The sequence below is a fragment of the Haloactinospora alba genome (genome assembly GCF_006717075.1).
GTDB lineage: Bacteria > Actinomycetota > Actinomycetes > Streptosporangiales > Streptosporangiaceae > Haloactinospora > Haloactinospora alba.
The window spans coordinates 2,287,100-2,309,869 of record NZ_VFQC01000001.1; the positions used below are offsets into that span (position 1 = coordinate 2,287,100).

At 66.8% G+C, this 22,770-nt stretch carries 22 protein-coding genes, 3 tRNA genes and 3 pseudogenes; 14 read left to right on the forward strand and 14 right to left on the reverse strand.

Annotation, left to right across the window (positions count from 1 at the left end):
• Positions 1-69: 69 nt before the first annotated feature.
• Positions 70-2,547: a GcvT family protein gene (locus tag FHX37_RS10300; protein ID WP_141923707.1), complete on the reverse strand. Its 2,478-nt coding sequence runs from the start codon at positions 2,545-2,547 to the stop codon at positions 70-72.
• 247 nt (positions 2,548-2,794) lie between these two features.
• Between FHX37_RS10300 and purU the strand changes: the two genes are divergently transcribed.
• Positions 2,795-3,676, forward strand: a complete 882-nt coding sequence (gene purU, locus FHX37_RS10305) for a formyltetrahydrofolate deformylase (RefSeq protein ID WP_141923708.1) — start codon at positions 2,795-2,797, stop codon at positions 3,674-3,676.
• Positions 3,677-3,723: 47 nt separating this feature from the next.
• Here the strand turns inward: purU and FHX37_RS10310 are convergent, their stop codons facing one another.
• Positions 3,724-4,929, reverse strand: coding sequence for a glycine cleavage T C-terminal barrel domain-containing protein (locus FHX37_RS10310; RefSeq protein ID WP_141923709.1), 1,206 nt, complete (start codon positions 4,927-4,929; stop codon positions 3,724-3,726).
• Positions 4,930-5,300: 371 nt separating this feature from the next.
• Here FHX37_RS10310 and FHX37_RS10315 point away from each other — a divergent pair, with 371 nt between their 5' ends.
• Both FHX37_RS10315 and FHX37_RS10320 read left to right on the forward strand, forming a co-directional pair.
• Positions 5,301-5,675 (forward strand): methylenetetrahydrofolate reductase C-terminal domain-containing protein, encoded by a 375-nt coding sequence (locus FHX37_RS10315; RefSeq protein WP_141923710.1) that lies wholly within the window; start codon positions 5,301-5,303, stop codon positions 5,673-5,675.
• A 10-nt stretch (positions 5,676-5,685) separates the two neighbouring features.
• Entirely contained in the window at positions 5,686-6,624 is a 939-nt protein-coding gene (locus FHX37_RS10320; protein ID WP_141923711.1) for a methylenetetrahydrofolate reductase, read from the forward strand.
• Positions 6,625-6,657: 33 nt separating this feature from the next.
• Here the strand turns inward: FHX37_RS10320 and FHX37_RS10325 are convergent, their stop codons facing one another.
• Positions 6,658-7,224 (reverse strand): TetR/AcrR family transcriptional regulator, encoded by a 567-nt coding sequence (locus tag FHX37_RS10325; protein ID WP_141923712.1) that lies wholly within the window; start codon positions 7,222-7,224, stop codon positions 6,658-6,660.
• Positions 7,225-7,354: 130 nt separating this feature from the next.
• Between FHX37_RS10325 and FHX37_RS10330 the strand changes: the two genes are divergently transcribed.
• Positions 7,355-8,950 (forward strand): MFS transporter, encoded by a 1,596-nt coding sequence (locus tag FHX37_RS10330; protein ID WP_141923713.1) that lies wholly within the window; start codon positions 7,355-7,357, stop codon positions 8,948-8,950.
• Between the two features lie 288 nt (positions 8,951-9,238).
• Here FHX37_RS10330 and FHX37_RS10335 read toward each other — a convergent pair whose 3' ends face one another.
• Entirely contained in the window at positions 9,239-10,441 is a 1,203-nt protein-coding gene (locus FHX37_RS10335) for a molybdopterin molybdotransferase MoeA (protein WP_141923714.1), read from the reverse strand.
• 185 nt (positions 10,442-10,626) lie between these two features.
• Between FHX37_RS10335 and FHX37_RS10340 the strand changes: the two genes are divergently transcribed.
• The 3 genes from FHX37_RS10340 to FHX37_RS10350 all read left to right on the forward strand — a co-directional run bounded on the left by FHX37_RS10340 (position 10,627) and on the right by FHX37_RS10350 (position 10,898).
• Positions 10,627-10,698: transfer RNA gene (locus tag FHX37_RS10340), tRNA-Gly, on the forward strand.
• Between the two features lie 36 nt (positions 10,699-10,734).
• A tRNA-Cys gene (locus FHX37_RS10345) sits at positions 10,735-10,805 on the forward strand.
• Positions 10,806-10,821: 16 nt separating this feature from the next.
• Positions 10,822-10,898 (forward strand) — tRNA-Val (locus FHX37_RS10350).
• Positions 10,899-10,993: 95 nt separating this feature from the next.
• Here FHX37_RS10350 and FHX37_RS10355 read toward each other — a convergent pair.
• The 5 genes from FHX37_RS10355 to FHX37_RS10375 form a co-directional block, all read right to left on the reverse strand.
• A complete protein-coding gene (locus tag FHX37_RS10355) occupies positions 10,994-12,205 on the reverse strand; it encodes a tyrosine-type recombinase/integrase (protein WP_141923715.1) in 1,212 nt (403 codons plus the stop codon).
• Entirely contained in the window at positions 12,206-12,436 is a 231-nt protein-coding gene (locus tag FHX37_RS10360; RefSeq protein ID WP_141923716.1) for a helix-turn-helix domain-containing protein, read from the reverse strand.
• Positions 12,437-12,558: 122 nt separating this feature from the next.
• Complete coding sequence (locus FHX37_RS10365; RefSeq protein ID WP_281288290.1) at positions 12,559-13,518, reverse strand: DNA-methyltransferase; 960 nt, start codon at positions 13,516-13,518, stop codon at positions 12,559-12,561.
• Between the two features lie 47 nt (positions 13,519-13,565).
• The gene (locus FHX37_RS10370; protein ID WP_141921956.1) at positions 13,566-14,456 is read right to left on the reverse strand and encodes an IS3 family transposase; all 891 of its coding nucleotides are present in this window, start codon (positions 14,454-14,456) and stop codon (positions 13,566-13,568) included.
• Between the two features lie 5 nt (positions 14,457-14,461).
• Positions 14,462-14,749, reverse strand: coding sequence for a transposase (locus FHX37_RS10375; protein ID WP_141921957.1), 288 nt, complete (start codon positions 14,747-14,749; stop codon positions 14,462-14,464).
• Between the two features lie 49 nt (positions 14,750-14,798).
• Here FHX37_RS10375 and FHX37_RS10385 point away from each other — a divergent pair.
• Positions 14,799-15,694, forward strand: a pseudogene (locus FHX37_RS10385) (IS110 family transposase); the annotation flags it as partial.
• Positions 15,695-15,735: 41 nt separating this feature from the next.
• Positions 15,736-16,080: a helix-turn-helix domain-containing protein gene (locus FHX37_RS23530; protein WP_246062228.1), complete on the forward strand. Its 345-nt coding sequence runs from the start codon at positions 15,736-15,738 to the stop codon at positions 16,078-16,080.
• Positions 16,081-16,235: 155 nt separating this feature from the next.
• Here FHX37_RS23530 and FHX37_RS10395 read toward each other — a convergent pair whose 3' ends face one another.
• From FHX37_RS10395 to FHX37_RS10405, 3 genes are all read right to left on the reverse strand, one after another.
• Positions 16,236-17,225 (reverse strand): hemolysin family protein, encoded by a 990-nt coding sequence (locus FHX37_RS10395; RefSeq protein WP_141923720.1) that lies wholly within the window; start codon positions 17,223-17,225, stop codon positions 16,236-16,238.
• Entirely contained in the window at positions 17,222-18,640 is a 1,419-nt protein-coding gene (locus FHX37_RS10400; RefSeq protein ID WP_246062229.1) for a hemolysin family protein, read from the reverse strand. Before FHX37_RS10400 ends, FHX37_RS10395 begins: the two co-directional genes overlap by 4 nt.
• A gap of 516 nt (positions 18,641-19,156) precedes the next feature.
• Positions 19,157-19,957 carry an ATP-binding cassette domain-containing protein gene (locus FHX37_RS10405; RefSeq protein ID WP_211351796.1) on the reverse strand — a complete coding sequence of 267 codons (801 nt, stop codon included), beginning with the start codon at positions 19,955-19,957 and terminating at the stop codon, positions 19,157-19,159.
• On the opposite strand from FHX37_RS10405, the gene FHX37_RS10410 reads away from it, so the two are divergent.
• The 5 genes and pseudogenes from FHX37_RS10410 (at position 19,950) to FHX37_RS23540 (ending at position 21,448) form a co-directional block, all read left to right on the forward strand.
• The gene (locus FHX37_RS10410) at positions 19,950-20,237 is read left to right on the forward strand and encodes a transposase (protein WP_141921957.1); all 288 of its coding nucleotides are present in this window, start codon (positions 19,950-19,952) and stop codon (positions 20,235-20,237) included. The two genes, FHX37_RS10405 and FHX37_RS10410, sit on opposite strands and share 8 nt — an antisense overlap.
• A gap of 26 nt (positions 20,238-20,263) precedes the next feature.
• Positions 20,264-20,545 carry an IS3 family transposase gene (locus FHX37_RS22800; protein WP_170181548.1) on the forward strand — a complete coding sequence of 94 codons (282 nt, stop codon included), beginning with the start codon at positions 20,264-20,266 and terminating at the stop codon, positions 20,543-20,545.
• A pseudogene (locus FHX37_RS24095) lies at positions 20,512-20,715 on the forward strand (integrase core domain-containing protein); the annotation flags it as partial. The gene FHX37_RS22800 and the pseudogene FHX37_RS24095, both read left to right, overlap by 34 nt.
• Positions 20,716-20,904: 189 nt before the next feature.
• A complete protein-coding gene (locus FHX37_RS23535) occupies positions 20,905-21,246 on the forward strand; it encodes a hypothetical protein (RefSeq protein ID WP_170181451.1) in 342 nt (113 codons plus the stop codon).
• A 10-nt stretch (positions 21,247-21,256) separates the two neighbouring features.
• Positions 21,257-21,448, forward strand: a complete 192-nt coding sequence (locus FHX37_RS23540) for a hypothetical protein (RefSeq protein ID WP_170181452.1) — start codon at positions 21,257-21,259, stop codon at positions 21,446-21,448.
• A gap of 45 nt (positions 21,449-21,493) precedes the next feature.
• Here the strand turns inward: FHX37_RS23540 and FHX37_RS24100 are convergent.
• Both FHX37_RS24100 and FHX37_RS23860 read right to left on the reverse strand, forming a co-directional pair.
• A pseudogene (locus tag FHX37_RS24100) lies at positions 21,494-21,903 on the reverse strand (transposase family protein); the annotation flags it as partial.
• Between the two features lie 393 nt (positions 21,904-22,296).
• Positions 22,297-22,698, reverse strand: coding sequence for a DUF2637 domain-containing protein (locus FHX37_RS23860; RefSeq protein WP_281288291.1), 402 nt, complete (start codon positions 22,696-22,698; stop codon positions 22,297-22,299).
• Between the last annotated feature and the right edge of the window lie 72 nt (positions 22,699-22,770).

Sequence of the window (22,770 nt, forward strand, 5' to 3'; positions counted from 1 at the left end):
CTCCCTCCGTGTGGTGGCTGGTGCTGGTAGCGGCGGGCTTGGGGACCCCGCCTTCCGGCGGGGAGCCCGTCACACTTTCAGCCGTGTCATCTCCGGGTCGAACAGGGGATCGCTCGCCACGGTCGCGGTAAAGCGCCGGTCGAAGTAGGCGATCTCCAGGTCGGTTCCGGGCGCGCTGTGCTGGTCGGGCACCCAGGCGTAGGCGATCCCGGTGCCGAGGGTGTAGCCGTAGCCCGCGCTGGTGACGTAGCCGACCGCGGTGTCGCCGCCGGGGAGGTACACGGGCTCGCCGCCCATGACCGTGTCCGCGGCGTCGGGGAACGTCAGGCAGCACAGTCGGCGCTCGACGTCCTGCGGGTCGCGGCCCTCCAGCGCCGCCCGGCCGATGTAGTCGCCCTTGTTCCAGCGCAGGGCGAAGCTGACCCCCGCCTCGTAGGGGTCGTGCTCGTCGGTCATGTCGCCGCCGAACGCCCGGTAGCCCTTCTCCAGCCGCAGGCTGTTGAAAGCGCCCCGCCCCGCCGCGATCACGCCCAGCGGCTGGCCGGCCCGCCACAGGGTGTCCCACAGCCGCAGCCCCATGTCGGGGGTCGTGTAGAGCTCCCAGCCGAGCTCCCCGACGTAGGAGACGCGCAGTGCCAGCACCGGGACCTCTCCGATGTACATCCGCGCGCAGCGGAAGTAGCGCAACCCCTCGTTGGAAAGGTCGTGGTCCGTCAGCGGCTGCACCAGGTCACGGGCGAGCGGCCCCCAGACGCCGATGCAGGTGGTCTGGCTGGTGACGTCCCGGACCTGGACGCTGCCGTCCTCGGGCACGTGGCGCTGCAGCCAGTCGACGTCGATCTGGCTGTTCACCCCCAGCTGGTAGTGGTTCTGGCTCACGCGGGCGACGGTGATGTCCCCCCGCAGGTGCCCGTCGGGGTCGAGGAGCAGGCAGTAGGCGACGAAGCCGGGAACGCGGGCGGCGCGCCCGGTGGTCATACGGTCGAGGAACGCTTCGGCCCCGGGGCCGGTCACCTCGGCCCGCATCAACGAGGACATGTCGTACATCGCTACGCGCTCCCGGGTTATCTGCGCCTCGGCGCCGATGATCGGGGACCAGTAGCGCGCGGCCCACGGTCCGGGCTCGGGTATGTTCCGGCCGTCGACCAGGTCGGCGTTGGCTTCGTACCAGTGCGGACGTTCCCACCCGGAGGCCTCCAGGTAGAAGGCGCCCAGTTCGTCCTGGCGGACGTGGAACGGCGCGAGCCGCAACGGGCGCGGTTCCTCGATCGGCTGCTGTGGGTGGATCGCGTCGTAGACCTCGACGAAGTTCTGGCAGTCGCGCTCCATCACGTAGCTGGGCGCGAGCTGGTGCGGCTGGAAACGGTTGAGGTCGCACCCGTGCGTGTCGAACGTCGAGGTTCCGTCGACGATCCGCTCCGCCGTGGCGCGTGCCACTCCCGCCGAGTGGGTGATCCACACGGCCTCGGCCACCCAGAATCCGGAGACGTCGGGGGACTCTCCCACCAGTGGCATGTTGTCCGGTGTGAACGAGAACAGCCCGTTGAAGCCCTCCTCGATCTTGGACTCGGCCAGTGCCGGCAGCAGTCCGACACTGTCGCTCCACGCCTCCTCGAAATCCTCCGGGGTGAACTGCAGCATGGAGGGCATCGGACGGTCCGGGGTGGTCTCCGGGGTTCCGATGGCGTCGGGGTCGATCGGCATGGGGCGGTGCCCGTAGTAGCCCACTCCGATGGTGTCGCCGTGTTCCCGGTAGTACAGGTCCCGTTCCTGGTAGCGCAGGATCGGGTGGCGGGCTTCGCCCGGTCCCGCCCCCGCGAGGGCCGGAACAGCCCCGGTCCAGCCGAACTGGTGCGCGAGCGGGGTCAGGGGGAGGGTCATCCCCACCATGCGCGTGATGCGCGGACCCCAGATACCGGCGCAGCAGACCACGAGGTCGGCCGGTACGTCCCCCTGGTCGGTGTTGACCGCGGTGACCCGGCCGCCGGTGGTCTCGATGTCGAGCACCTCGTGCCGCGCCAGGAAGCGCGCCCCGCGTGCCACCGCCGCCTCGCCCTGGGCCTGCGCGGCTCCCACCGAGTTGGCCAGTCCGTCATCGGGGGTGTACAGGCCGCCGAGGACCCGGTCGGCCTCCACCAGGGGATGCGCCTGTGCGCACTCGTGGGGGTCGATCACTCGGGCCCGCAGTCCCCAGGAGCGCGCCCAGTTGGCGCGGCGGTACAGCTCGTCGAGGCGCTCGGGTGTGGCTGCCAGCTCCAGTCCCCCGACCGTGTTGAAGCAGGGGCGACCGTCCGCGCGCAGCGAGGAGTACTTGCTCACGGTGTAACTGGCGAAGTCGGACATGGCCTTGGCGCCGCTGGTCTGGAACACGAGACCGGGGGCGTGCGACGAGGAGCCGCCCGTCGTGAACATGTCCCCCTGGTCGACCACTGTGACGTCGGTGTATCCGCGGGCGGTGAGCTCGTCGGCGAGAGCGCAGCCGACGATCCCCGCACCGATCACGACGACTCTCGGGACTGACTGGGACGCGGGACGAGGAGCAGGCATAGCACTCCTACCTTCACCGTCGAAGTTTTGATCAGCGCAACTAATATCGAGTTACGCAACAGAATCCAGGTCGAACGAGAGCGTGTCAAGGGGGCGCGATCAGGCCATATGCGGCGTGGCGCCACTTCTTCGCGGTAGAGCACCTCCAAACCCGTTGTTGCGGATAAAAATACGAGTTGTTTATAGTGCAACCCACATTTCGGGCGAACGCCCCGGTTCGTGCTTCGTTTCCCCCCAAGGAGGCCCCATGGCCGACACCAGCACAGCCCCCGCCCCCACCAGGGAGTACGTCCTCACTCTCGACTGCCCGACACGCCCGGGAACCGTGCACGCGGTGACGGAGTTCCTGTCCCGGAACAACGGCGACATCGCGCAGTACCAGCAGTTCCACGACCACGAACGCGGCCGGTTCTTCATGCGGGTACACGTGGTGGCACGGGGCGGCGGCCCCACTCGCGGGGACCTGGCCCAGCGGTTCGGGCCGCTCGCCGAGGCCTACGCGATGTCCTGGCACCTGGCCGACGCGACGGAGCCCGTACGGGCCGCCGTCCTCGTCTCCAAACACGAGCACTGCCTCAACGACCTGCTGTTCCGGCGCCGTCTGGGCGCGCTGGGGGTCGATATCCCCCTCATCGTCTCCAACCATCCCGACACCGGCCCCCTCGCCGCCTCGCACGGAGTGGACTTCCGGCACGTTCCGGTGACGCCGGAGACCAGAGCCGACGCGGAGGCGGAGCTGCTGCGGCTGGTTGAGGACTACCGCATCGACCTGGTGGTGCTCGCCCGCTACATGCAGGTCCTCTCGCCCGAGCTGTGTAAGCGGCTGGACGGGCGGGCGATCAACATCCACCACTCGTTCCTGCCGAGTTTCAAGGGGGCGCACCCCTACCGGCAGGCCCACGCTCGCGGGGTGAAACTCATCGGGGCGACCGCGCACTACGTGACAGCGGACCTGGACGAGGGCCCGATCATCGAACAGGACGTCGCCCGGGTGAACCACACGATGGACGGTCAGCGCCTGGCCGCCACGGGACGCGACGTCGAGGCCCAGGTGCTCGCACGGGCGGTGCGCTGGCACGGCGAACACCGCGTCCTGCTCAACGCCGGCCGGACCGTGGTGTTCAACTGACCAAGGCGCCGCGGCGCCGGACCGCGGTCCGGCGCCGCGGCGCTGCGCTACCCGTTGACCAGTTCGTGCAGGTTCTGCTTGGGAAGGGACTTCTGCGGGTCGATGAAGGGCTTCTCCACCACGGTGGCGGGGACGATCCCGCCGGGACGCTGGACCGCAAGTTCCGTTCCCACGGTGGAGAGTTCGATCGGCACCATGGCGAAACCGATGTTCTGCTCCAGCCGCGGCGAGAAGCAGGCCGAGGTGACCTTGCCGACCGAGTCCTCCTCCCCGGGCCGGTGCACCGGGAACACGTCGATCATGGAACCGTCGTTGTACGTTCCCAGCGGCGTGCCACCGATCTCCAACCCCACCAGCTTGCGGTCGATGCCGTTGTCGCGGATGCGGGTGAGGGCGTCCTTGCCGATGAAGTCGGCCTCCTGCTGCAGGTCGACCATCCAGCTCACCTCGTAGCCGTAGCCGACCTCGAACGGATTGGTGTCCAGCCCGATGTCGCTGCCCCAGGCGAGGATGCCGCCCTCGATCCGGCGGATGTGGCACGGCCCGATGACCTCGATACCGTGCGGCGTTCCGGCCTCGATCACCTTGTCCCACAGTGTGACGCCGTCCCGCGAGGCGTTCCGCAGGTAGATCTCGAAGCCGAGCTCGGAGGTGTAGCCGGTGCGGGAGACCACCACGTCCAGGCCGTCGAGGTCGTACTCGGCGCAGTAGTAGTAGCCGATGTCCAGCACGCCGGGGCCGAACAGGTCGACCATCACCTCGCGCGACTTGGGGCCCTGCACCTGTACCGGTCCGACGTCGGCGATCTGGATGTTGACGTCCAGCCCGCTGTTGTGCGCGAGCCCCTGTGCCCACAGCAGGACGTCGCTGTCGGCGAGGGAGAGCCAGAAGTGGTTCTCCCCGAGGCGCAGCAGCACGGGGTCGTTGATGATGCCGCCATCCGGGGACGTGATGAACACGTACTTGCATTGCCCGACCTTGCACTTGTGCAGGTCACGCGGAACCAACATGTTGGTGAAGGTGAACGCGTCCGGCCCGGTGATCTCCACCTGGCGTTCCACCCCGACGTCCCACAGGGTGACCCCGTTGAGCAGGTGCCAGTACTCAGCGAGCGGGTCGCCGTAGTGCCGGGGGTGGTAGGTGTGGTTGTAGACGCTGTACTTGGCCACGCCGTGCCTGCGCGAGGCGTAGAAGAACGGCGACTTCTGGACTCGCGGGTAGAGCAGGATCTCCGGGTTCTCGATGACGGCCATCTGGACCTCCATCTCTCAGTGCGCAACGAGGATCGCCATGTGCAACAGAGCGTCCCCCGTAACCACCCCCCCTGTCAAGGGACGACACCACCTATAAGTTTCGTGTAATGCAACGAGGATCTATTGACGCAACAAATAGGCGGGCTCTAGGCTGTACTCACAATATCAAGTTCCCCGATACGCACATCGTTTCTTAATAAGAAACGCTGGGGTCTGTGGGCCACTCGCTACCCCACTGTCGACGCGCTTCCGACTCCAAACGCGACATCGAGCGACAACACACCAAAGAGACACAGTTCGCTACCGCTCGCGTCCGACCAGTCGCGCACTGGCCGAGCGCGAACCCCGACGGGAAAGAACGGGGCGGGGCCATGGCCAAACTGCTCGAGACGATCGAACACGCGGTGAAGAAACCGGTCTGGGACTGCCGCATGTGCGGCCAGTGCGTGTTGCACTCCACCGGCCTCACGTGTCCGATGACCTGCCCGAAACAGCTGCGTAACGGTCCGTGCGGCGGAGTGCGCGAGGACGGGGGCTGCGAGGTCGACCCGAGCATGACCTGCGTGTGGCTGAAGGCCTACACGAGGTCGGAGCGCATGCCACAGCGTTTCCGGGAGGAGTTCGACGACCTCCGTCCTCCGGTGGACAACCAGCTGCAGGGAACGTCGTCGTGGATCAACCTGTTCACCGGCAGGGACAAACAGGTACCCGCCGGCTGGAACTCGGCGGACGCGGAAGAAGAGTAGGAGGAACCTGGTGCCCGGACTCAGGGAACTGCTTACCGACCCCGCACCGTCGCGCCCTGTCATCACCGCGGAGTGCCCGGTCATCGACGGTGGCGGCCTGGGCGAGATCGCCTCGCACGTCACCAGGATCGCTCCCTACGCGGACGCGATCAACGCCACCGACAACACGGCTGCGCGCGCGCACGCCTCCAACGTGGCCGTCGCCATCGCCCTGAAGCACCTGGGCGTGGAGCCCGTGCTCCAGGTCGTGTGCCGGGACAAGAACCGGTTGGCGCTGCAGGCCGACATCATGGGTGCCGCGATGCACGGCGTCACCACGGTCTCCTGCCTCACCGGCGACGACGTCACGGCCGGCGACGAGCCGGAGACACGCCGGGTGTTCGACATGGACGCCCCGCAGCTGATCCACGCCGCCTCCGGGCTCAACCGTGGCACGTACCTGTCCGGGCGGAAGATCGACCCCGCACCGCAGCTGTTCATCGGGGCCGTGGAGAACCCCGGCGCCCCGCCGTTCGCCTACCGCGTGCGGCGCGGTCTGAAGAAAGCGGCCGCGGGGGCCCGCTTCCTTCAGCTGCAGATCTGCTACCACTCGGACCGGCTGGCCGAGTTCACCCAGTTGGCGGAGAGCACCGGGCTCAACCGCAAGACCGCGCTGCTTCCGAGTATCGCCCTTGTCGGCGGAGCCAAGGCGCTGCGTTACATGGACGCCAACGTTCCCGGCATCCATGTTCCGCAGACGGTCGTGGAACGTGTGGAGAACTCCTCCGACCCACGCGAGGCCGCCTACCAGCTGGCGCTGGAACAGGCCAGGGAGGCCCTGACCATGCCCGGTGTGCGCGGACTGCACATCACCGACTTCCGGCGTGACGACACCCTCGGCCGACTGTGCTCCGACCTGGGACTTCCCACGGTGCGTAGCGCACCGGAGGAGAACGCCCTGGCTGTCTGACGCAGCGGCCCCGCTCCCCCGCCGGGTCCGGGGCTACGTCCCGTGGCGGTGCTTCCGGGCGGAGGCGGCGTCGGACTGTTCCACCAGGCGCTCCGTGAGCTGGCGCACCGTATCCGGGTCCGGTTGGGGAAGCCCGGCGATCGTGGTGAGGTAGAGGCCGTCTCCGACGAGACGGATCATCTCGGCCAACACCGGATCGCCGACCTCGTCGTGCAGTAACCGGGACCACTCCTGGAACAGGTGCCGGATCAGCTCCCGGGACTCCGGCGAGATGTCCTCCTTACTGCGCAGCGCCGCGATGATCGACCAGAAGAGTTCGGTCTCCTCGGCCGATTCCGGCACGGAGGTCCGCAGGAAGGCGCGTACCACACCCTCCTCCCCCTCGGCCGCCGCGCGGAACTCGTCCTCGGCCCGCTCCGCGAGACGGCGGACCAGGCCGGTCAGCATGTCCGACTTCGAGGGGAAGTGGTAGAGCAGGCCGCCCTTGGAAACGCCTGCGGCCGCGGCCACGCTCTCCAGCGTCACGCCGGAGTTTCCCTCTTCGATCAGGATGTCCTGCAACGCATCCAGGATGCGGTCGCGTGTCGGGGAAGTAATCACGGTTGAAACTATACCGTCCGGACGGTACTGTACCGTCTGGACGGTAAAGAATGGATACATGGGGAGAATAAGATCCGGTGATCCCATGTTCCACTGGGATGAGACACACCCTCGAGCGCGAGAGACGAGCATGAGTTCCACTGACGACCGCGCAACAGCCGGAGAGACGGGCGAGCACCGGGCCGGCCCACGCGCGTGGGCCGGGCTCGCGGTGCTGGTGCTACCGGTGCTGCTGATCTCCGTCGACATGACGGTGCTCGGCTTCGCCGTTCCCTACCTCAGCGAGGACCTCTCCCCCAGCTCCGACCAGCTGCTGTGGATCGTGGACATCTACTCGTTCGTCCTCGCCGGGCTGCTGGTCACCATGGGCTCACTGGGCGACCGCATCGGCCGCCGTAAGCTACTGATGCTGGGGGCGGCCGGGTTCGGCGTAGCGTCACTCGCCGCCGCCTACGCCCCCACCCCCGAGCTCCTGATCGCGGCCCGCGCCCTGCTCGGGTTCAGTGGCGCCACCCTCATGCCCTCCACGCTGTCCCTGCTGCGCAACATCTTCCTGGACCACCGGCAGCGCCTGTTCGCGATCGCGATATGGGCCTCCGGGTTCTCGGCGGGGTCCGCGCTCGGACCGATCGTCGGCGGCTGGGTGCTCGAACACTTCCACTGGGGCGCGGTCTTTCTCATGAACCTCCCCGTGATCGCGCTGATCCTGGTAACGACGCCGCTGCTCATCCGCGAGTCGCGCGCTCCGGCACCGGGCCGGCTCGACCTCACCAGCGTGGCCCTGTCCCTGGGGACGATGCTGCCGGCCGTCTACGGGGTGAAGAGGATCGCTGACAGCGGCCCCGCCATAGCACCGGCTGTGGCCATCGCCGCGGGGGTCGTGTTGGGGGTGTTCTTCCTCCGGCGCCAGCTCCGGTTGGCCGACCCGCTCATCGACGTACGGCTGTTCGGCGTCCGGGAGTTCAGTGTCGGGGTGGGCACCAACCTGATGATCGTGTTCGCGATGGCCGCGTCACTGTTCTTCCTCACCCAGTACCTCCAGCTCGTCCAGGGCATCAGTCCGCTACGCGCGGGCCTCCTCCTCGTCCCGGGACTGGTCATGTCCGTGGTGGCGAGCTTCATCGCGGTGCGGCTGTCGCGCGCCTTCCGGCTCGGTACGGTGCTGGCCGCCGGACTGGCACTGATCGCCACCGGTTTCCTCTCCCTCACCCAGGCGCCCCTCGACAACGGAGCTCTCCTGGTGGCGGTGGCCTTCACCCTGATCGGCAGCGGCATCGGCCTCACCGAGACACTCACCAACGACGCGATCATGACGGCCGCCCCTCCCACCCGCGCCGGAGCCGCCTCGGCGATCTCCGAGACCGCCTACGAGCTGGGCGCGGCCCTCGGTGTCGCCCTCCTCGGGAGCGTCCTCACCGCGACCTACCGGCTGCAGCTCGGTGACGTCCCCGGAGTTCCCGAGCGGACCATGGAAAACGCGCGCGAGACACTGGGAGGCGCGGCCGAAGCGAGCCGGGCGCTTCCCGGCGAAAGCGCGCAGGCGCTGATGCACGCGGCCAGGGAGGCCTTCACCTCCGGTATGAACGTCACGAGCGCGATCGCGACACTCATCACCGCCTACGCCGCCGTCCAGGCCGCCGTACTGCTCCGGCGCTCCGGGAACGACGGTGGGAAAGACAGCGGTTCGGACACGGGCCAGCGCACGGAAGTACGAGAGGCCCACTGACCACCGCGGGGCAAAGCTGCCGGGGACGAACCCAGGGGTTGTCCGGCCCCGGCAGCTACTGGCGGCCAACGAGAGCCCAGTCACACATTCTGGTGGTTCACAGCACGAACACGCCAGCCCCCGGGCGACATTGATCCAGAAACCGGTCCCTGCGGCCGCATCCCCGCTTCCGTCCCAGCACCGCGTGGCGTGGGCACGGGCCTCCGCAAGCGGCTGGGGGAACGCAGTGCCCGCCCGGCAGCAAGGCGGCCTCGGGCTCGTCGGACAGGCGGGGTGGGGTGCGGGGACTCACCGCGGCAGCCACACGAGCGGTACGCCGGAACCCGCCCAGTCCGGCGGTAGGGCGGCCAACGCGTCCGCAAGGGCCGCGCCCCGCAGGCTCCCTGGACGGTCGTGTCCCACCGGCTCGACCCACGAGCCCCTCTCCCGCACCGCGACCAGCCGGGTGTCGCGGTGGTGCGGCCGCACCTCTCCCGCCAGGGGCAGGCTCTCGGGAGGGGCGCAACTGGGGTCGCTCCGGCCCGCGAGCGCCGCGAGCAGCGGGACGAGCAGGGTGACAGCGCCCGCGAGCGCCGCGTTCGGGTTTCCCGGAAGCCCCACGACCACCGCACCCGGTTCCTGTTCGGTTCCCATACGGGCGAGGATCTGTGGATGACCGGGACGGCACGCGACCCCGTCTACCAGCATCGTCGCGTCAACGTCCCGCAGCGCTCCACGCAGGTGGTCGGCGGCTCCCGCCGACGACGCGCCGCACACCACCACCACGTCGGTTCCGGCGTCGCTCGCTGCCTCCGCCAGCATTCCCGAGACCGCGGAGAAGCTGTCGGCGACGTGGCGTTCGCCCGCGACGACGGCACCGCTCCACGTGACGATCCCGGGAAGCATCGGCCCCAGCGCGTCGCGTACCGTGCCGTTTCCCGGGATCCCGGAATGCACGATCTCGTCCCCGGTCGTCACAACGGCCACACGCGGCCGCCGCACGAGCAGCGTGTCCCGGCCGAGGCTGGCGGCCAGCCCCACGACGGCGGGGGTCACCCGCGTGCCTTCCGGGAGGACCGCCGCCCCAGCGGGCACATCCTCTCCCGCCCGCCGCACGTGCCGGCCCGGCGTGATATCGCCCACAATTCCATGCCCGTCGTGGTGCGCGAGCTCGTACGGCAACACCGCCGTGGTGCCCTCCGGGACGCGTGCGCCGGTGGCGATCTCCACGGCCTCTCCCGACGACAGCCGCGCGACGGGCAGCGGAGCCCCCGCCAAAGCACGGGCCGTCACCCGCCACGGCCCCGAGCCGGACACCGCGTAACCGTCCATCGCGGAGGAGTCGTAGGAGGGCACACCGATGTCGGCGGTGACCCTCTCCGCCAGCACCGCCCCCCGTGCCTCCGCCAACGGGACTGCCGACGGCGAAACCCCAGCGCAGCGCCGCCCGAGTTCCCGGGCCTCGTTCCGTGCCTGTTCCCACAGCACCGGCGTGCCGTGCGCGTGGCCCATTCCGCCCCCTGGAGGTTCCGATGGCACTACCGTTCCACACGCTTCCTGTATATCGCTGCCACGCTCCGTAGGCTCCCGGTCCCGCATCCCCACTCGATTTGCTCTGTGCTCAGATTCCGCTAGAGTTCTTACTGCGGCAACGGCGAAGGGGCCGGGAACAGACCGGAACCGCAGCCGAGAAGCGCGCGGACGTGGCTCAGTGGTAGAGCATCACCTTGCCAAGGTGAGGGTCGCGGGTTCGAATCCCGTCGTCCGCTCGGAGACGCAGGGATGTATAATCTCTGGTTGAATCCGGTGGAGTGGCCGAGAGGCGAGGCAGCGGCCTGCAAAGCCGTCGACACGGGTTCAAATCCCGTCTCCACCTCCCTGGAGAGGGTCTTGGGCGGTTAGCTCAGTTGGCTAGAGCGCTACCTTGACACGGTAGAGGTCACTGGTTCGAGTCCAGTATCGCCCACCATTGAAATAGCAGGTCAGAGGCCGTTCATCGATCTGCTTCAGTTATTCAGGGCTCCGGTGTGGAGCCAATCTGGAGACAATCTCGCTCCGGCACTCTCACGAAGCCTGGTGCTCGTCGGGTGCACGGTAGTACTCACCGAGCCGCGGAACCGTCTCCAGGATCCACTGGCGCTCGGCCGGTTTCAGCGCCTGCAGGCTCTGGCGCCAACGCGTCTCCAGCACGCTGCGCACCTGCTCCTTCATCGCCGGGGTGACGTGCTCGTAGACGTTGCCCATCCCCCGCATCCGGTGTCCCAGCCGGGCGGCCCGGGCCACCTCGGGGATACCGTCCTCAGCCAACCACGTGCGGTGGGTGTGCCGACCTTCATTGAACGTGAAGCCCGGCAGGATAGGCGACCGCAGCCACCCCTCCTCATTCCCCGGCTTCCCGTCCCAGGCCGGACGCCAGAACCGGTCTCGGAAATTACCGCGCCGCAACTGCCCACCGCGCGAACCGGTGAACACCGCACTGCCCGGTTCGACCTCGGCGAGCAGGTCGACATAGACCGCGTCGAGGAAATCGGGCAGTTGGATCCAGCGCTTGCCCGCCGGCGTCTTCGCCCGTTTGGCTTTCTTCAGCCGCCCGGCGGTCTCCTGCAGCGGGGCGCGCACCGGGATGGCGTGGTTAACCTCGTCGTACTCATGGGGCTCCAAGGCCACCAGCTCCGACCAGCGCGCGCCGGTGTAGCCGTTGAGCAGACACAGCACGAAGCCTGCGCGACCGAACGTGTGGTGCAGCCGCATCGCTGCCCTGAGCATCTGCGCCGGGGTGGCCACCTGCCGCTCGGCCTCATAGTCGCCTGAGGTGACCCGAATGCCGTTGCAGGGGTTGGCCGGAATCCGGCGGGCGCGCACAGCAGTGTTGAGAATGGTGGAGAACAGTGCGAACACCGAGGCGATACTGGACTCGGACAGGTGTTCGTGCATCTCGGTAACCCAACCTTGGATGTCGACATGGCTGTTGAAAATGCTGATCAACGGCCACTCGCCCCACGCCGGGAGGATGTGGGTATCCAGGTAGCAGCGGTATTTAGCACGGGTGTTGTCCGACAGGCGCACGGTGTCCATCCACTGCTCGGCGAAGACGCCGAAGGCCACCTCACGGTCCTCAGGTGCGATCCAGGTCCGGGCCCTGACCTCGACTTCTTGTTCCTTGGCCCAGTGGAGTGCTGCGTCTTTGGTGGCGAATCCGGACTTGGATCCCCAGATCCCGTCGGGCTTTTTGAAGCGCGCTCGCCACGATTTGGAGAGCCGTTCGGCGTAAGCCATTCATCTCCTCCTCTTCCTATTCGTGGTGTGGCGGCCTCCGCTGTCGGAGTGCTTGTCCCGAACCGCTTCTTGCGCGCCCTCATGCACGATCTGGACAAGATCCTCAGCGGTGAAGCGCAGATGCTTACCGATGAACGTGCACGGCACTGCGCGTTGGGTGGCTTTCTTGCGCAACCAGGACTCGGGCACTTTCAACTTCTCGGCCGCTTCTGATGGGGTATAGACCTCCACATCGGTCTGTTCCTGTGCGTCCGTACGGACAGGACCCACCGATGAGGGCCCTGCAGGATATAGGCCCCGGGTGCGTGAGTGGCCGCGCTGGGCCGACTGGGATTCATCGTTTGACGGCGGGGTCACCGTTTCCTCCCTTCGGCATGGGCCTGCCGGAGCCGCGCGGTCGTCAGATCGGCGTAGGCGGTGTTGAGGTCGATACCGATTGCGTACCGGTCCAGCTGGTGGGCGGCGAGCAGGGTGGTGCCAGCTCCGACGAATGGATCCAACACGGTGCCGCCTTCGCGACAGCCGGCAGCAATACACCGCAGCGGGATATCGGTCGGGAAGACGGCGAAATGCGCGTGGCGGTAGGGGCGGGTAGGAATGTCCCACACGTCGCCGGGATTGCGGCCCTGGGGGTGGGCGGCGGCATGCCGGCTGCCGGTGGGACGCATCTCAGTACCGTGTTCGGCCCCGTTGAACGCCGCCGCGGCATCGGTGTACTTGCCGGACCGGCGGGCACTGGGGCCGGTACGGTCTTGCCCACTTTGGGTTCCGTCGGCTGGCGGCCAGGCGGTGGTGATGGAGCTCGGGCGGGTACCGCCATTGCGGCTGCGCCGCGAGAGTGCGCGCTGTCCGCTGTAGGGCTGGCGGATCGCATCGAGGTCGAAGTGGTAGCGGCGCTGTTTGGCAAACAAGAAAATGTGCTCGTAGCGACACAAGAGCCGGTCGGTCACCGATTCGGGCATGGCGTTGGGTTTGTTCCAGACAGCGGCGTTACGCAGGATCCACCCCTGGGTTTGCAAGCTGAAGGCCAGTCGCCATGGCAATCCGAGCAGGTTCTTGGGGACCAGTTGCGCTGTGGGGCGAGTCAGAGGCTGCTGATCGTGAAAGCCTTGACCGCGCTGGAATCCGTCGGAGTTGGCGGCGTAGCGGTCTCCGATGTTGACCCAGACGGTGCCGTCCTCGGCCAGCACCCGGTGGACCTCGGCAAAGACCGCACACAGGTTGCGCAGGTAGTCCTCGGGATTGTTCTCAGCGCCGTACTGCCCGGGATGGTCGTAGTCACGCAACCCCCAGTACGGAGGTGATGTGACCACGCAGTGAGGGGCCTTGCTGATTCCGGACAGGGAGTGAGCCGGTGATTTTACGCAGCTAGGCGCTGTTTCTCATGTTCCGCATAGATCTCTGATGGAGTGTTGTATCCCAGTGCGGAATGAAGACGCCTGTGATTATACCAGTGCTCGATGTATCGTGTAATGTCCCGTCGTGCTCGTTCTCGCGTGGGATACACCATCTGGTTCACACGCTCATTCTTCAACACCCCGAAAAATGATTCCGCCATCGCGTTGTCGAAACAAATCCCGGTTCGCCCCACCGACCGTGTCATCCCGACCGAAGCAAGGTAATCACCGAACTCCCGGGACGTGTAATTACTCCCCCGATCCGAATGGAACACCGCCCCCGCACGAACCTTTCCCTTGCCTGTCGCATGAGCGACAGCCCGGATGATCAGCGGAGTCCGGTAGTTGTCATCCATCGCATAACCAACCACTTCTTTCGTGCAGCAATCAATGACGGTGGCCAGATACACCCACCCGCTCCATGTCGGGATATAGGTGATATCCCCGACGAGTTTCACACTGGGCATGGGTGCGGTGAAGTCGCGGCCCACGAGGTCGGGGATCGCACCGGTATCCGCTGGTGTGGTCAGCGAGCTGCGCCGGGGGCGGGGTTGGCAGGGATGCAGCCCCATCTCGCCCATCAACAGACGCACCAGCTCCACTCCCACCGCAACGCCCCAGCGTTGCAGCTGGGCGCGGATCCGCCGGTGGCCGTAGGTGCCGTCGGCGTGGTCTACGGCGGTGCGGATCAGTAGCCGCAACTGTTGGCGGCGCTGAGACGTGGCGGATTCGGGCCGGGACCGCCATTCGTAGTAACCCGACCGGGAGACGTTCACGCATGCACACATGAAATCAACGGGGAAAGCGTACTCCGCGTGTTCATCGAACCGCATCGTCTCGATGAACTCGTATATGTCGCTTACGGACGATCCTTCGCGAAGTACGCGGCCGCTTTTTTCAAAAAAGCGATCTCCATGTCCTTCTCGCGGTTGAGTCGTTCCAGTTCACGCAGCCGGGCCCGCTCGGTCGTATCCAGTGACGGTGCATCGTCGGGAGTTTCTTTCCTGTATTTGCGCACCCAGTTCCGTAGTGTTTCCGAGCTGATCCCGAGCTCGTTGGCAACCCGGTTGATAGAGCGTTGACTCTCGATGACATGTTTCACCGCTTCATCACGGAACTCCGGCGAATATGCGTTTGCCTTGCCCAATGCTTCCCTCGTTTCCTTTCAGAACCATCGTATTGGCACTCTGTCCGGAAAACACGAGGCACCCCATGCGGCGGTGATCGCTGATGCGGCCCGGGCAATGCCCCACACCTTGGGCGATGTGGCCCCTGATGACGAGACCACCGCCGCGCTGGCCATGATCGTAGGCCACGACGACGACCTGGCCGCCGAGGCCACCCGCACCCGCAACCGGCTGCGTGGGCTGCTCACCCAGCTCCACCCCGCCCTGGAGCGCGTCGTGGGCCCCGGATGGACCACCCCGCGGTGCTCACGCTCCTTCAGCGCCACCCCACACCTGCGCGTCTGCGCGAGGCCGAACGCGCTGGCCTGCTCGAGCTGATCCGCCCCGAGGCCCCTCGGATGGCCCAGCGCCTCATCGACGAGATCGTCGCGGCCCTGGACGAACAGACGGTCGTAGTGGCCGGTACCGAGGCTGCGGCCACCGTGATCACCAACCTCGCTTCCTCCCTGCACACCACCCTGCAGCAACGCAGCGCCCTGGCCACCGAGGTCGAGACCCTGCTGGAGGCCCACCCTCTTGCGAGGGTCCTGACCTCGATGCCCGGAACCGGGGTCAGGACCGCAGCCAGGATCGTGATCGAGGTGGGCGACGGCTCGGCCTTTGCCAGTGCGTCCCACCTGGCCTCGTATGCCGGGCTTGCGCCCGCCACCCGCGCTTCGGGCACCTCGATCAAGGGCGAACAGCCATCGAAGAGGGGAAACAAGCAGCTCAAACGCGCGCTCTTCCTCTCCGCGTTCGCCTCGCTGTCGCATCCGCCCTCACGGTCCTACTACGACCGAAAGATCGCCCAGGGCAAACGCCATAACCAGGCCCTGCTCTGCCTGGCACGTAGACGCTGCGACGTCCTGTTCGCGATGCTGCGCGACGGAACGTTCTACCAACCGCCCACCGCTCTCGCCGCTTGACAAAACCATAGAAGCACCCCCCCCCCCCCGACGTGCGCCTAGTGTTCCACGTCTTCACCGCGCTGGCCGAATTGCCCGGAGAGATGATCGTGGAGGGCACCCGTAAAAGGCTGAAGGCGGCCCGCGCGTCCGGAAAGCGCCTCGGCCGATCTCCGGCGATGACCGAAGAGCAGGTCCGCCACACCCGCGACCTGCTCACCCAACCGGAGAACAGCGACTCCGCCATCGCCCGTCTACTCGGGATAAGCCGCTCCACGCTGTACAAACACGTACTTGAGCTGTCCGGTGGCCGCACGGCCCTTTCTCCGCATCATTGGATGGTCAACCGCGCGCCTGGTGTCCGATATTCAAGCGTGCCTCCAGGTCGCTACCGGCTACACGAGTGAGGAGATTCGCGTACAGCGGATCGTCGTGCGCGGCCACGTCATGCCCCTGTATTGTCCTACAGCCGGACGTGGTTGGCGGCCGAGTCGAACAGGCGGCTGTAGTAGCGGCGCCCACCGGGCCGGGCGCCGTTCGGATACCTAGGGTCCGGGGCCGTCTACACCGGTTCCGGCAGCAGCCGTTCCACGAGGTTGGATAGTGTGATGATCCCGACGAGCTGGCCGTCCTCCTCCACCAGCGCCAGGTGCGCGCGCTGGCCGCGCATCGTGTTGACCGCCGCATGGTATGGCGTGTCCGCCGCCAGGGTCAGCATCGGGCGCATCATATCGCGGGCCCGGGTTTCGGGCTCTCGGGTGAGCGTGTCCCGCACGTGCACATACCCGACGGGGACGTCCCCGTCGCGTACGACCAGCCGCAGGTGGCCGGTGCGCCGCGCGGTGTCCTGGATGGCGCGGACGTCGTCGTCGGCGGACACCCCGGAGGGCTCGTGTGCCAGCTCGCGGATCGGGGTCCGCTCCAGTTCCAGCGCGGTGACCAGCTGGTCGCGCCGGGCCTGGTCGAGCATGCCGGTCTTCGCCGAGTGGTCGACAAGCTGACGCAGGTCGTCGGCGCTGCGGCCGTAATCCATCTCGTCGACGGGCTCGACGCCGCACCAGCGCAGACAGCGGTTGGCCATGCCGTTGAGCAGCAGCAACAGCGGCCGCGCGACCACCATGAACGCGCGCATCGGGATCGCCAGCATGATCGCCGACTTCTCCGGGTGCGAGATCGCCCAGGACTTTGGGGCCATCTCGCCGACGACGAGGTGCAGGAAGGTCACGACGGTCAGCGAGATGACGAACGACGCGACGGTCGCTACAACGACCGGCATCCCCCAGCCCTCCAGGACCGGCTGCAGCGCGTACTCGACGGCCGGCTTGGTGACATGGCCGAGACCCAGCACGCACAGTGTGATGCCGAGCTGGGACCCGGCGAGCAGCACCGAGATGTCCTTGGCGCTGCGCAGGGCGGCCCGCGCGGACGCGGACGTCTGCGCGGCCTCCTCCAGGCGGTAGTTGCGGGCGGCGATCAGGGCGAACTCGATCGCCACGAAGAACGCGCTCGCCGCGAAGAGCAGGACGGACACGACGATTTCGACGGCACTCATGTCCACTCCTTCTGTTTTTGGGCCGCACCGGACGCGATCGGCTCGGCCCACACCACGTGCACCGCGGCGGGCACCCGCCGGTCGGTCTCCTGCACCGTCAGATGGAGGGAACGGTCCTGTCCGTCGGGGTTGTCCGCGGGGATGACGACGACCGCGCTGTCGCCGGTCTCGGGCAGTCGTTGCAGCTCGGCCATCACCAAGCCGCCGACGGTCTGGTACTCGCCCTCGGGCAGCTCGGCATCGATCAGCCGGCCGACCTCGTCGATGTGCCGGTCACCCGGCACGACCCAGCCGTCCTCGGACTCCCGGACCTGGTCAGTGCTGGCCTGGTCGTGCTCGTCGGTGATCTCGCCGACCAGCTCCTCCGCGATGTCCTCGACGGTGATGACACCGGCCAGGCCACCGTATTCGTCCAGCACGCAGGCGAGCTCCTCGCCCTCCTCGCGCATCCGGGCCAGCACCTGCGGCAGCGGCAGCGACGACGGCACCAGCACCGGCGCGCGCATCAACTCCGACACCCGCACGTCGCCGAACGACTGGTCGTCCAGCCGCTCGGACAGCGCCAGCACGTCCTGCAGACAGACGACGCCGATCAGCTCCAACGCGGTCTCCGGGTTGTCCGCGTCGCTCCCTTCCGCCGCCGGCGGGGACCCGAGCACTGGGTAGCGCGAGTGCTGCGCTGCCATCTGCCCGCTCAGGCTCTCGACGGTGGCATCGGACCGAACCCAGGACACCCGCGGCCGCGGGATCATCGCGGCCCGCGCGGTCCGGTCGGTGAAGTCCACCGTCCGGTCCAGCAGGATCGCCAGCTCCGGGGCGAGGTCACCGGAGCCCTTCGAGTCGTCGATGATCGCCTCGAGATCACGCGGTGTGGCCGAGTATTCGACGTCGTGCACCGGCTCGATGCGCAGCGCCCGCAGCAGGGCGTTGGACGCGGCGTCGAAGATCCGGATGATCCAACCGAACAGAGCCAGGTAGGTCTTGGTGGACAGCGCCAGCCAGCGCGCCACCGGCTCCGGCCGGGCGATCGCGAGGTTCTTCGGGAACAGCTCGCCGAACACCATCTGGACGACGGTGGCGAACAGCAGAGCCAGCGCGATGCCGAGGCCCTGCGGGACGTCGACGAGGCTGAGCAGCTCGCCGATGCCGTTGCCGATCAGCGGCTCGGCGACGTAACCGACGAGCAGACCGGTGACGGTGATGCCGAGCTGGGAGCCGGATAGTACGAACGACGTCCGGCGGGTGATGTCGAGGGCGCGGGCCGCTCCGGTGTCGCCCCCTTCCGCCCGGGCCTTCAGCCGGGATCGGTCGACGGCCATGTAGCCGAACTCCTGGGCCACGAAGTAGCCGGTCAGCGCGGTGATCACAAGGACCACCAGGACACCGAGGAGGATTCCGAGGATCGTGCCGATCACCGGGGCGTCACCGCCCGGTCATCGGGATGGGTGGGTTGTCACTCTCGGGCGGGGACGTGGGCAGTGCGAGGTCGCCGTCCACCGGGCGGGGGACGGCGCCGGGACTGTCGGTGGGGTCCATGACTCCTGACTCACGGGTCTGATGGGGATACGACGCGTTCAACGCGTGCCGGAATCATACCGTTCTGGGACGGTCTTGTCGTCCCGGTCGCCCGACTCTTGAGTGGCCGGCGGTGCGGGAGCCCACTCACCCAGGGGCAACGGCGTCGTCCGCGAGATCGGTGGCGGCGGGGCATCGACATAGGAATGAGTCCGATCTTGCGGATCTCATCGCTCTTCAGCACTGTGCTGTGACGGACTGATACGGCGAAGTCAGCCGATCGTGCTGCTGCCTATGGCCAACCGCCGGTGGATAGTTTAAGCGAGGATGCCGTAGTTCTCGAGGTCCTATCGACGACAGTCGATACGAGGAAGGCGAGGATAAGCTCCGCTTATGTGCCGCAGCCATACGGATCTTCACTCTGCCACTCGCTCACGTCTGCCATCGCTAGCGATGCGCAGTGCATCGACTAAACTCGCGTACAAGGCGTCATTCGTAAGCAGTTCGTTGTGAGTACCGGTCGCGCGAACGCGTCCAGCATCCAGAACAATAATTTGGTCGGCGTCCATAACGGTTGAAAGTCGGTGTGCGATTGTCACGACGGCACCGCGAGCGGCTTGCCGACGAATACCTTCGCTAACAGCAACTTCGGATAGGCCGTCAAGTTGAGCAGTCACTTCATCTAGAAGCAGGAGTTCCGGGTCTGCGATAATTGCTCTCGCCACGGCGATACGCTGCCTCTCGCCACCAGAGAGGGTGTTTTCCGATATATCAGCATCAACCCCATCCCGAAGTGAACGAATCCGGTCGTCGAGTCGAACAACCTCCAGTGCGTACCATAGGCTTGCGTCGGATGCCTCCGGCGCGCCGTAGGCAAGATTATCGCGCACCGTTCCCGGAATTATGGGCGTATCTTGTTCGACGTAGGCTAGACGTGACCGGATATCCGCAATTGTCCATTTCTCGAAAGGACGCCCATCAAGTATGATAGAACCATGATTTGGCTTCATAAATTTTAGTAGAATTGCGAAAATTGTCGTTTTACCCGCCCCCGACGGGCCGACGATGGCGGTGTGCCCGTATCGGGGAATTGTGATGTTGACACCGTCGAGAACCCATGGGCTGTCAACCTCGTAGCGGAAGTGGGGTGCCTCGTGTTTTCCGGACAGAGTGCCAATACGATGGTTCTGAAAGGAAACGAGGGAAGCATTGGGCAAGGCAAACGCATATTCGCCGGAGTTCCGTGATGAAGCGGTGAAACATGTCATCGAGAGTCAACGCTCTATCAACCGGGTTGCCAACGAGCTCGGGATCAGCTCGGAAACACTACGGAACTGGGTGCGCAAATACAGGAAAGAAACTCCCGACGATGCACCGTCACTGGATACGACCGAGCGGGCCCGGCTGCGTGAACTGGAACGACTCAACCGCGAGAAGGACATGGAGATCGCTTTTTTGAAAAAAGCGGCCGCGTACTTCGCGAAGGATCGTCCGTAAGCGACATATACGAGTTCATCGAGACGATGCGGTTCGATGAACACGCGGAGTACGCTTTCCCCGTTGATTTCATGTGTGCATGCGTGAACGTCTCCCGGTCGGGTTACTACGAATGGCGGTCCCGGCCCGAATCCGCCACGTCTCAGCGCCGCCAACAGTTGCGGCTACTGATCCGCACCGCCGTAGACCACGCCGACGGCACCTACGGCCACCGGCGGATCCGCGCCCAGCTGCAACGCTGGGGCGTTGCGGTGGGAGTGGAGCTGGTGCGTCTAACGCGATGGCGGAATCATTTTTCGGGGTGTTGAAGAATGAGCGTGTGAACCAGATGGTGTATCCCACGCGAGAACGAGCACGACGGGACATTACACGATACATCGAGCACTGGTATAATCACAGGCGTCTTCATTCCGCACTGGGATACAACACTCCATCAGAGATCTATGCGGAACATGAGAAACAGCGCCTAGCTGCGTAAAATCACCGGCTCACTCCCTGTCCGGAATCAGCAAGGCCCCTCACCAGCGGCCGCACCAGGCCCTGGACATGGCCGCCCCGACCACCCGGTTCCGGCCCAACGGCCCCACACGTATCGCCCTGGGCGCCCCCCTCGCCCGTCTCCGAACATGACGAGGAGCAGGTTGGGGAGCCCACAGGCGCCGAATTCGTGGTCGAGGTGATCGAACCGCTGGCCCTTACCGCTACGGAGGAGAGCGAAGGGGCTGCGGTGGAGTTCGAGGCCCGCGTTCCGCCCAGCGGCGAGTTCAGCATCGTCTCCGGTCGGCAGAGCATCGCCCTGCACCGGAGCACGGCGGGCAGAACGGTGACCGTATGGGCGGACCTGCGCAGTATCCACGTGCTCGTGGACGGCCACGTGGCGCGCACTGTCGCCTCGCGGCTGATCCCGGACGACCCTCACCCTGCTGGCGATGAAGGGCGCCCGGCCCGCCGGTCCTCCACCGGCCCGGCCCGCGCTGCGCCGCCGGAACGGAACCCCGCCCCTTCCTGAGAGCAGGGCCGTGGAGATCGAGCGTGTGGTCATCCGGAACGGCACGGTCAGTATCGCCGGTGAGCGGCATTTGGTGGGCTTCGCCTGGGCCGGCCGGAGGGTGGTGCTGCGCCTGGATGGGCATCTCATGCATGCCATCGCCGATGGGGCGCTGGTCGGGACCTGGCCGTGCCCGGTCGGTGCAGGAACGGATCTTACGTAGGACACGCCAGTTCTTCAGCTCGGCGTTGACCCGCTCACCCGGTCCCCGCTGCCGGGCATGGGCGGTGTTGACCTCCTTCTGCGCCCGCGACAGCCGCCGGTAGCGACCGGCGTCGGGATCGCGGCGGCGGCGACGCTGGGGAACCCGGATCGCCGGACCGCCGCCCTGGTAGGCGGTGTCGGCGATCGCCCGCACCCCGGCCGCGGTGAAGGCGTCGACGACGCCGTGCTCGCGGGCGGCACCCATATCGTGACGCGCCCCGGGCAGCGCCGGCGAGATCCACACCGGCCGACCGAACGGATCGGCCACGCCCTGCACGTTCACCCCGTGGCATTTGTGCTTGCCGCTGTAGAACGCGCGGTCGTCCCGCTGGTCATGGCGACGCGGTCGATGCGCAGCAGGGTCCCGTCGAGGATCACGAAGGCCTTGCGGTGGGCCCGCAGCGCGTCGGCGAGCACGCCGAGCGCGCGGCTGGACACATTCATCCCGGAGGGGTAGGACAGCATGTGGAGCTCCTGGTTGGACGGTTTGGTCTAGGCAATCGCCCGTCTACCAGGAGCTTCACGTGTTCGTGGCCACGCCACGCCGTACACCCTCCGAGTAGCCCGAACACCAGGTTGGCAAAGGCTCAGTGGCTGCGTCTGGCCCTGGTGGCCCGGGCCGAGGGAGGGCTGTAATGCTCATCGGTGTCTGCTCGCTTGGCGGCGCTCCCCGGGGTGAGCATGCTCAGAGGTGCCCCGGGGAGGGGAATGCCGGGTCACAAGCCGTTCTCTTCGTGCTTGACCCCGACGTGACGTCAGAGTCTTCTCTGACCACATGCCACTCGTCGCACTTGCCTACTACGCCTCTCACCTGCTGAGCCTGCTCGGCAACGGCATCGCCTCGGTGGCGCTGCCGCTGATCGTCTTGCAGACCACGGGCAGCCCGCTGGGCATGTCCGCCCTGGCGACCGCGACGGCGGTGCCCTCTGTTGTGGTCGGGCTCCTTGGCGGGGTGATCATCGACCGGATCAACAGGGTCCAGGGCAGCACTCCCCCACGTCTCCCCTGCCGGGCGTCGCTGAGCAGAGACATGGAGGCGGCCACGATCATGCCGTCGACCGACAGCGGGAACAGACCAGCCCGCCAGGCGGGCTCGCCATGGCCCAGGGCCAGCTCGAACATGTGGGCATAGGAGACCACGGCCGCGATGGCGGCCAGCAGCAGGACGGTAGCGACGGTGATCCAGCGCGACCACATCGGACTCGACATGGGTATGTACTCCTCCTTGCAGGCCATCGACCATACGTGGGAGCCGAACACCGGTGAGTACTACCGCCGACA

Coding starts and splice junctions, on each gene's coding strand:
- FHX37_RS10300 (WP_141923707.1), bottom strand. CDS start 2,547: ATGCCTGCTCCTCGTCCCGCGTCCCAGTCAGTCCCGAGAGTCGTCGTG.
- purU (WP_141923708.1), top strand. CDS start 2,795: ATGGCCGACACCAGCACAGCCCCCGCCCCCACCAGGGAGTACGTCCTC.
- FHX37_RS10310 (WP_141923709.1), bottom strand. CDS start 4,929: ATGGCCGTCATCGAGAACCCGGAGATCCTGCTCTACCCGCGAGTCCAG.
- FHX37_RS10315 (WP_141923710.1), top strand. CDS start 5,301: ATGGCCAAACTGCTCGAGACGATCGAACACGCGGTGAAGAAACCGGTC.
- FHX37_RS10330 (WP_141923713.1), top strand. CDS start 7,355: ATGAGTTCCACTGACGACCGCGCAACAGCCGGAGAGACGGGCGAGCAC.
- FHX37_RS10335 (WP_141923714.1), bottom strand. CDS start 10,441: ATGGGCCACGCGCACGGCACGCCGGTGCTGTGGGAACAGGCACGGAAC.
- FHX37_RS10355 (WP_141923715.1), bottom strand. CDS start 12,205: ATGGCTTACGCCGAACGGCTCTCCAAATCGTGGCGAGCGCGCTTCAAA.
- FHX37_RS10395 (WP_141923720.1), bottom strand. CDS start 17,225: ATGAGTGCCGTCGAAATCGTCGTGTCCGTCCTGCTCTTCGCGGCGAGC.
- FHX37_RS22800 (WP_170181548.1), top strand. CDS start 20,264: ATGCGGTTCGATGAACACGCGGAGTACGCTTTCCCCGTTGATTTCATG.
- FHX37_RS23860 (WP_281288291.1), bottom strand. CDS start 22,698: ATGTCGAGTCCGATGTGGTCGCGCTGGATCACCGTCGCTACCGTCCTG.